This is a genomic window from Saccharopolyspora sp. NPDC047091, assembly GCF_040643635.1.
GTDB lineage: Bacteria > Actinomycetota > Actinomycetes > Mycobacteriales > Pseudonocardiaceae > Saccharopolyspora_C.
The window spans coordinates 1-8,911 of sequence record NZ_JBEYUS010000123.1 but is presented as its reverse complement, the minus strand read 5'-3'; the positions used below and the strand labels follow the sequence as shown (position 1 = coordinate 8,911).

Sequence of the window (8,911 nt, the reverse complement as noted above, 5' to 3'; positions counted from 1 at the left end):
GAGCACGGGCAGCCCGACGGAGTCTGCGGCGTCCCGCAGCACCTGTTCGTGGCGCGGCGAGCCGACCCGGTTGCGGTGCTCGACCACCACGACGCATTGCGGATGCGCGTCGACTTCGACCCGGCCGACACCGGGCGCGGGGCCGGCTCGCGCTGGGCGCTGCACGTCGTGGAGCCGGGCACCGTGCGGGCGGACGACCGGGTCCGCACCATCGACGTGTCCCGGTCGCAGGGCGGAGACCGGCTGCGGCTCATGGCCGACCACGCCGCCTCGGCGCGGGAGCGGCTCGACCTGGCGACCGGGAACCTCCTGCAAGTGGTGCACTTCCCGGCAGGAGAAGGGGAACCCGCGACGATCCTCGTCGTCGCGCACCACCTCGCCGTGGACCCGGTGTCGTGGGCGGCGCTCGTGCCCGATCTGGCCGAGGCGTACCAGTGCCTGCACGACGCCCGTCCGGTCGAGCTCCAGCCCGTGCGCACCTCGTTCCGGCAGTGGGCGTTGCGGCTGCGGGACTGGGCCCGGGCTCCGGGCCGGGAGCCGGAACTCGCCTACTGGGCGGGCCTGCATGCCGAGAGCAGGCCGTTGTTCGACGTGGACGCCGAGTCAGCGGGCCGGACGAACGCCGACTGCGCTCGGGTGTCCAGGCACGTGCCGCGGGAGGTCACCGAGGCGGTGTTGACCACGGCTCCGGAGGCGTTCCACGCGGGTGTGAACGACGTCCTGCTCGCGGCCCTGACGATGGCGCTGGCCCAATGGCGGCGGGGCCGCGCTGCCGGTGTCCTGGTCGACCTGGAGAACCACGGGCGGGAGGAGGAGGTCCTCGGCGGCGTCGACGTGTCCCGCACGATGGGCTGGTTCGCCAACATGCACCCCGTCCTGCTCGACACCGGTGCGGTCGACCGCGTCGAGGCGATGGCGGGCGGGCCTGCCGCGGGGCAGGTGTTACGGCAGGTCAAGGAACGGCTGCGCGCGGTCCCGGACCACGGCCTGGGATACGGCGCGCTGCGCTACCTGGACGAGCGAGGCGCAACCGTCCTCGCCGGCTGCCCGCAGGCGCAAGTCGGTTTCAACTACCTGGGCCGTTCCTCCGAGTCCGAGGCGTCCGGGCCGAGCGCGGCCTGGTCCCTGTTGGGAGATCTCTCCGGTATCGGCGGCCAGGACCAGGACATGGTGCTGCCCCACCTGCTGGAGGTCGCCACCGTCACCAGGGACGGGGCCGACGGGCCGAGGCTGGAGACGAACTGGGTGTGGCCACGTGCCCTGCTCGACGAGGGCGAGGTCGTGGAACTCGCGGACCTGTTCGGCCAGGCGTTGCGGGTGCTCGTGGAACACGCGCACGCCCCGGACGGGGGCGGGCACACCCCGTCCGACGTCGCACTGACGGAGTTGAGCCAGAGCGAGATCGACATGCTGGAAGCCGAGTGGAGGAACGCGGAATGAGCCGGTCCGGCCTTCAGGACATCCTGCCGTTGTCCCCGTTGCAGGAGGGGATCTTCTTCCACCACGTCTACGACGAGGCGGGGCCGGACCTCTACGCGGTGCAACTGGTGTTGGACCTGGAGGGACCCCTCGACCGCGTCGCGCTGCGCGCCGCCGCGGACGGCCTGCTGCGGCGTCACGACAACCTGCGAGCCGCGTTCCGCTACCAGGGCGTGAACCGTCCGGTGCAGCTCATCCCGAAGAGCGTGGAACTGCCGTGGCGCGAGGTCGACCTCGGTGACCTGCCGGACGGGGAGCGCGCCGAGGCCCGCGATCGCACCGTTGCCGAGGAGCGGGCGCGGCGGCTGGACCTCACCGCACCGCCCGTGCTGCGGTTCGTGCTCGTCCGCGAGGGGGAGCGGCGGCATCGATTCATCCTGACGTTCCACCACATCCTGCTCGACGGCTGGTCGATGCCGTTGCTGTGGAAGGAACTCCTCGCGCTGTACGCGAGCAACGGCGACGTGGACGGATCGCCGCGCGTTCGGCCGTACAAGGACTACCTCGGCTGGCTCGCCGCCCAAGACCAGGACGAGGCGCGGAGAGCCTGGCGGGAGCACCTCGCCGGCCTCGACGGTGCCACGCTCGTCGCGCCCGACGCGGACCCCGCTTCCACGGTCCCGTGCAAGCTGGGAGTCTCGCTGCCGGCGCAGGTCACGGCGGCGCTCACCACGTGGACCAGGGACCAGGGACTCACCCTGAACACCGTCCTGCAAGGCGCGTGGTCGTGCGTCGTGTCGCGGCTGACCGGCCGAGGGGACGTCACGGCGGGGATCACGGTGTCCGGGAGACCCGCTGACCTCGTCGGGGTCGAGGACATGATCGGCCTGTTCATCAACACCGTGCCCCTGCGGGCGCGAGTCAGGTCGGGGCAGACCGCCACCGAGTTCCTGCACGGTCTCCAGAACGAGCAGACCAGGCTGATGCCGCACCACCACCTCGGCCTCGCCGAGATCCAGCGCCTGGTCGCGGCAGGCGGGCGTGGGTTGTTCGACACGCTGGTGGTGTTCGAGAACTACCCGTCGGGTAGCGCGCCGGCCGCTGACGGCCCCGGCGACCGCCTACGCGTCTCCGCAGTGGAGGGAGTGGACGCCAGCCATTACCCCATGACCCTCGTCGGTGCGCCCGGTGAGCGGATCCGTTTGCGCCTGGACTACCGGCCCGACGTGTTCGATCGCGCCACGGCTCAGGACGTGCTGGATCGGGTGGCACGCCTGATGACCGACATCGCGACCGACCCGGACCGCCCGGTGGGCACCCTCGGCGCGCCGGACGCGGTGGCAGCCGGACGGCACGGCGTACCCGGGCCGGTCGGCCTCCGCTCCCTCCCCGATCTCGTCCGCGACCATGCCGGCAGGACACCGGACGCGGTCGCCGTCTCCGGCGCCAGCGGCGACACCACCTACCGCGAGTTGGTGGCCCGTGCGAACCAGCTCGGCCACCGGCTGCTGGCCGAGGGCGTCGAGCCCGAGGAGCGGGTGCTCGTTCTGATGGAGCGCGCACCGCACGCCGTGACGGCGGTTCTCGGCGTGCTCCGGTCCGGCGGTGCCTACGTCCCGCTGCACGGTTCGTTCCCCACGCGGCGGCGTCGGCGGATGGCGCGGGAAGTCGGGGCCCGGATTGTCCTCACCGACCGGCGCTACGAGGAGGAAGCGGCGGAGCTGGGGCTGCGAACGATCGTCGTCGACTCCGGCGAGACCGTCACCGGGATGCCCGAACACGCGCCGGAGGTCGCGATCGCCCCGGACCAACTCGCCTACGTCATGTTCACCTCGGGCTCGACGGGAGTGCCCAAGGGCGTCGGGATCACGCACCGTGGCGTCGCAGAGTTGGCGCACGACCAGCGCTGGCGGACTGGAGCGCACGACCGCGTCCTGATGACCGCAGCCCTGGCGTTCGACGCGTCCACCTACGAGCTGTGGGTGCCGCTGCTCAACGGCAAGCGGATCGTCGTCGTGCCCGACGGCGAGGTGGATCTCGCGGGCCTGCACGAACTGGTCGTCCGGCACGAGGTGACCGGCGCGCTGCTGACCACCGCACTGTTCACCCTGATCGCCGACGAGCAGCCCGCGCTGCTGTCGACCTTGCGGGAAGTGACGACCGGAGGCGACGCCGCGTCCGCACGGTCGTTCCGGCGGGTGCTGGAGCGCTCACCCGGCCTGACCGTCACCAACCTGTACGGCCCGACCGAGATCACCGTGAACGCGACCCACCACCCGGTGCGGACCGCCGAGGAGGTCGGCGAGGTGGTGCCGATCGGTGCGCCGATGGACGGCACCTCGCTGTACGTCCTCGACAGGGACCTGCATCCGGTCGCCCCCGGCATGGCGGGGGAGCTGTACCTCGCCGGTGCGGGGCTGGCACGCGGCTACCTAGGGCAGGCCGGACCGACCGGGCAGCGCTTCGTGGCGAACCCGTTCGGACCGGCCGGGTCGCGGATGTACCGAACCGGGGACCTGGTGCGCCGCAACCGGGACGGGGCGCTTGAGTTCGTGGGCCGGTCGGACGAGCAGTTCAAGCTGCGCGGTTTCCGCGTCGAACCCGGGGAAATCGAAACCGTGCTCGCCGGGCAGCCCGGGGTGCGGGACTGCGTGGTCGTCCTCCGTACCGACGGGGAGAAGCGGCTCGTCGCCTACGTCGCGGGATCCGACGACCTCGACACGGCGGCGTTGCGCGCCGCGATCACCGAAGTCCTGCCTCGTTACCTGGTGCCGAACGCGGTCCACGCCGTGCCGGAGATTCCCCGGACGCCCGGCGGGAAGGTCGACAAGGCGTCCTTGCCGGACGTCGACGCCGCGGTGGCCGAGGTCCAGCGCGGACCGAGGGGACCGCGTGAGGAGATCCTCTGCGAGCTGTTCGCGGAGATCCTCGGCCTGCGCTCGGTGGGGATCGACGACCACCTGTTCGACCTGGGCGGAAACTCGTTGCTGGCCACCCGGTTGGTGAGCCGCATCCGGTCCACCTTGCACCGGGAAGTGCCGGTGCGGTCGGTGTTCGACCATCCGACGGTCGCGAGCCTGTCCGCCGCCCTCGATCGGGCCGGTTCCCGGCGCGGTGGCGTGACTCCCGCGACGCCGAGGCCGTCCCGGATTCCGATGTCGTTCGCCCAGCAGCGGCTGTGGTTCTTGCATCGGGTGGAAGGGCCCCAGCCGACGTACAACATCCCGGCAGCCTTGCGGTTGTCCGGCCGACTGGACCGGGACGCGCTCCGCGCCGCGCTGAGCGACGTGGTCGCGCGCCACGAGCCGCTGCGGACGGTCTTCGGCGAGGACGACGAAGGCCCGTACCAGGTCGTGCGCGAGGACGCGGCCGTCGCGCTCGACGTCGTGAACACGACCGAGGCCGAGCTGGAGGACCGGCTCACCGACGCCGTGCGGCACCGGTTCGACCTCGCCGCGGAGCCCCCGCTGCGAGCGTTCCTGTTCGCTGCGGAATCCGGCGACCACGTCCTGCTCCTGCTGTTGCATCACATCTGCGGTGACGGGTGGTCCATGCCGTTGCTGCGGCGGGACCTCAGCGTCGCTTACCACGCGCGACGGGAACACGTGAGCCCGCAGTGGACTCCGCTACCGGTCCAGTACGCGGACTACGCGCTGTGGCAGCGGGACATCCTCGGTTCCGAGCACGATCCGGACAGCGAGCTGAACCGCCAGCTCGCGTACTGGGCGGAGGCGTTGGACGGCCTTCCGCAGGAACTGGAGTTGCCCACCGACCGATCCCGGCCGGCGGTGTCCTCGCAGGAAGCCGGGATGGTCCTGTTCGACGTTCCCGCCGACCTGCACGCGGGACTGCTCAAGTTGGCCCGGGACACCCGTTCGACGTTGTTCATGGTGTTGCAGGCAGGACTGGCGGCCGTCCTCAGCAGGCTCGGCGCGGGCCGGGACATCCCGATCGGAACACCGATCGCGGGCCGTACCGACGACGCCGTGGACGACGTGGTCGGCTTCTTCGTGAACTCGCTGGTGCTGCGCACCGACCTCACGGGCAATCCCACTTTCCGCGAGTTGCTGGACTGCGTCCGGGAGACCGACCTGGCGGCCTACGAGCACCAGGAACTGCCGTTCGAGCGGCTCGTGGAGCTGCTCAACCCGGATCGCTCACTGGCTCGCCACCCGCTGTACCAAGTGCAGCTCACGCTGAACAACAACGAACAGGTGGTCGTGGAAGGCCCGCCGGAGCGATCGGCCGAGCTGACGGTCCGCGTGCAGCCGATCATCAAGCCCACGGCCAAGTTCGACCTGTTCTGGTTCTTCGCCGAAAGCCGCGGTGAGGATGGTTCCCCGGCCGGGATGCAGGCGTCGGTCGAGTACAGCGCCGACCTCTTCGACCGGTCCACCGCACAGACGCTGAGCGAGCGCCTGGTCCGGCTGCTGCGCACCGTGGTGGCGAACCCGGCGGTGCGGGTCGACCGGGTGGACGTGCTGTCGCCGGAGGATCGCGAGCTGGTCGTCGGTACCTTCAACGACACCGCGAGCGCGTTGCCGTGGCGGAACCTGCCCGCCGTGTTCGAAGAGCAGGTCAGGGCGACACCGCGACGCCGAGCGGTCGTCCACGGCTCGGAGGCCGTCACCTACGCGGAACTCAGCGCGCGGGCGAATCGCCTCGCGCGAGTCCTCGTGGCACGCGGAGTGGGTGCCGAGTCGTACGTGGCGGTACTACTCCCCAGGTCGATCGACTTCGTCGTCACGGTCTGGGCGGTGGTGAAAACCGGTGCCGCGTACGTCCCGATCGACGTCTCGCACCCGGACGAGCGCATTCGGTTCGTCCTGAACGACGCCGAGCCGGCAGTGCTGCTGACGAACAGCTACCAGGGGGATCGCTTCGCGGGCGTCGTCGAGGAGACGTTGTGCTTGGACGACCCCGCGCTGCGGGACCACGTCGCCGCGCAGACGTCGGCGGACCTGACGGACGCCGAGCGGCACTCACCGCTGCTGGCGGACCACCCGCTGTACGTGATCTACACGTCCGGCTCGACCGGTCGCCCCAAAGCGGTCGTGCAGCGGGCGGGCACGGTCGTGAACCTCGTGTCGTGGCAGGACACCGTGCTGCCACGGGACCCCGACGAGCCCAAGGTGACGGCGCAGTTCGCTCCCATCGGTTTCGACGTGTCGGTGCAGGAGATCTTCTCCGCGACGCTCTTCGGCAAGACGCTCGTGGAGTGCCCGGAGGACGTGCGCCGCGACTCCGAACGGCTGGTCGGCTGGCTGGACGAACACCGCATCGAGGAACTGTTCGTACCGAACCTGGTGGTGCAGGCCGTCGCCGAGGCCGCCCTCGACCAGGACCGCGACCTTCCCGCGCTGTGCGACATCGTGCAGTCCGGGGAAGCGCTCGTGCCCAGCGACGCGATTCGTGATTTCCACGCTCGCGTACCCGGCCGGCGGATGCACAACCAGTACGGGCCGACCGAGACGCACGTGATGACGGGATGCGTGCTGGACGGGAACGCCGAACTCTGGCCGAGCGCACCGCCGATCGGCGGCGCGATCCGCGACGCCCGGCTGTACGTTCTCGATGACCAGCTCGTACCGGTCGCCGTGGGTGCGGTGGGGGAGCTGTACATCGCGGGATCGGGGGTCGGGCGCGGGTACCTGAACCGCCCGGACATGACGGCGGAGCGGTTCGTCGCCGACGTGTTCGGACCGGCTGGTTCCCGCATGTACCGCACCGGTGATCTGGTGCGGTGGACGCGGGAGGGGCAACTCCGGTTCGTGGGCCGGGCGGACTTCCAGGTGAAGGTGCGAGGTTTCCGCATCGAACTCGGCGAAGTCGAGTCCGCGGTGACCAGCCATCCGGCGGTGCGGACGGCCGTCGTCCTCGCGCGGGAGTACCCGCCCCGAGATCTCCGCCTGGTCGCCTACGTGGTGCTCCACGACGGGCACAGCGTGGACCCGGAGGCCCTCGGCAAGCACGTCGGGACGGTGCTGCCGGAGTACATGGTGCCGGCAGCGTTCGTGCCGCTCGACGCGTTCCCCCTGACCGCCAACGGGAAGCTCGACCGATCCGCTCTCCCGGAACCGTGCCTCGGCACTGACGAGGTCGCGCCGCGCACACCGGAGGAGAAAGTCCTGTGCGGTCTGTTCGAGGAGCTGCTGGGCCTGCCGTCGATCGGCGTCCACGACGACTTCTTCAGGTCGGGAGGACACTCGTTCCTCGCCACGCAGTTGGTGAATCGGGTTCGTGCCGCGTTCGGTGTGGAGCTGTCGGTGCGCTCGGTGTTCGAGTCGCCCACCGTGGCCATGCTCGCCGAGGAACTGGGATCGGACACCACCCGGGACCCGTTCGAATGCCTGCTGCCGCTGCGGCCGAGGGGAAGCAGGCCACCGCTGTTCTGCGTGCACCCCGGTTCCGGGACGAGCTGGTCGTACGCGGGGCTGATGGCGCACCTGTCCGCCGACCAGCCGCTCTACGGCATCCAGGCTCGGGGGCTGCGCAACGCCGATGCGACCCCGGGTTCCATCGGGGAGATGGCCGCCGACTACGTGCGGGAGGTCCGGCGAGTCCAACCGCGGGGTCCGTACCGGCTGCTCGGGTGGTCCTTCGGCGGCCTCGTCGTGCACGCGATGGCGACGCTGCTGCAGGAGCAGGGCGAGCGGGTCAGCCACGTGGTGACGGTGGACTCGTTCCCGGACGAGGGGCGGACGATCGTCGACCGTACGGACGCGGAGATCGTGGGCTCGCTCCTGGCCGGTGCCGGCTTCGACTTCGACGGTGCCGAGTTCGAGGGCGACCAGGACGCGGTGCTCACCCGGTACGCGGAGTACCTCGACGAGCAGAACAGCAGGTTGGCGGCACTGGGTGCCGACGGGTTGAAGGCGTGCGTGAAGGTCTTCGTGGACAACTGCAGGCTCATGGAGAGCTTCGAGCCCGCGCGTTTCGACGGTGACCTGGTGAGCTTCACCGCGCTCCGGCGCACCCACGATCAGACCGCAGTGGACGGAAATCGAGGTGATCCGCTCACCTCCGCCGCCTGGCGGCCGTACGTGACGGGAACGGTGCTGGATCACGGCGTGGACGCCACCCACGACGGGATGCTCACCGATCCGGACGCGATCGCCCGCATCGGCGGCGTCCTGGACGACCTGCTGTGAGCCCGGGATTCCGGCCTCGACCACGGCACCGCGAAGCACGACCACCGCACGACCACCGCACGACCACCGCACGACCGGAGAGGAGAACATCATGAGCACCAACCCGTTCGAGGACCCCGACGGCACGTACCTGGTTCTGGTGAACGACGAGGGCCAGCACTCGCTGTGGCCGGCGTTCGCCGAGGTCCCGGCCGGATGGACCGTCGCGCTCGAGGAAACCGATCGCCAGTCCGCCGTGGACTACGTCAACGAGAACTGGACCGACATGCGACCGAAGAGCCTGGTTCGAGAAATGGAAGGCGTTCGTCGCTGACCTGTCGGGGGGCGAGCGGGGAATCCCC

3 protein-coding genes are annotated in these 8,911 nt (G+C 70.6%); all 3 read left to right on the top strand.

Annotation, left to right across the window (positions count from 1 at the left end):
- Positions 1-1,440 (top strand): condensation domain-containing protein (locus ABZ805_RS28655; RefSeq protein ID WP_358446868.1); only part of this gene is annotated, 1,440 nt, incomplete at its 5' end.
- Complete coding sequence (locus ABZ805_RS28650; protein WP_358446866.1) at positions 1,437-8,570, top strand: amino acid adenylation domain-containing protein; 7,134 nt, start codon at positions 1,437-1,439, stop codon at positions 8,568-8,570. The genes ABZ805_RS28655 and ABZ805_RS28650, both read left to right, overlap by 4 nt.
- A gap of 91 nt (positions 8,571-8,661) precedes the next feature.
- A complete protein-coding gene (locus ABZ805_RS28645; protein ID WP_358446863.1) occupies positions 8,662-8,883 on the top strand; it encodes an MbtH family protein in 222 nt (73 codons plus the stop codon).
- Positions 8,884-8,911: the final 28 nt, after the last annotated feature.

Bases quoted from the DNA above. Each gene is read 5' to 3' on its own strand.
- ABZ805_RS28650 (WP_358446866.1), top strand. From the start codon at position 1,437: ATGAGCCGGTCCGGCCTTCAGGACATCCTGCCGTTGTCCCCGTTGCAG.
- ABZ805_RS28645 (WP_358446863.1), top strand. From the start codon at position 8,662: ATGAGCACCAACCCGTTCGAGGACCCCGACGGCACGTACCTGGTTCTG.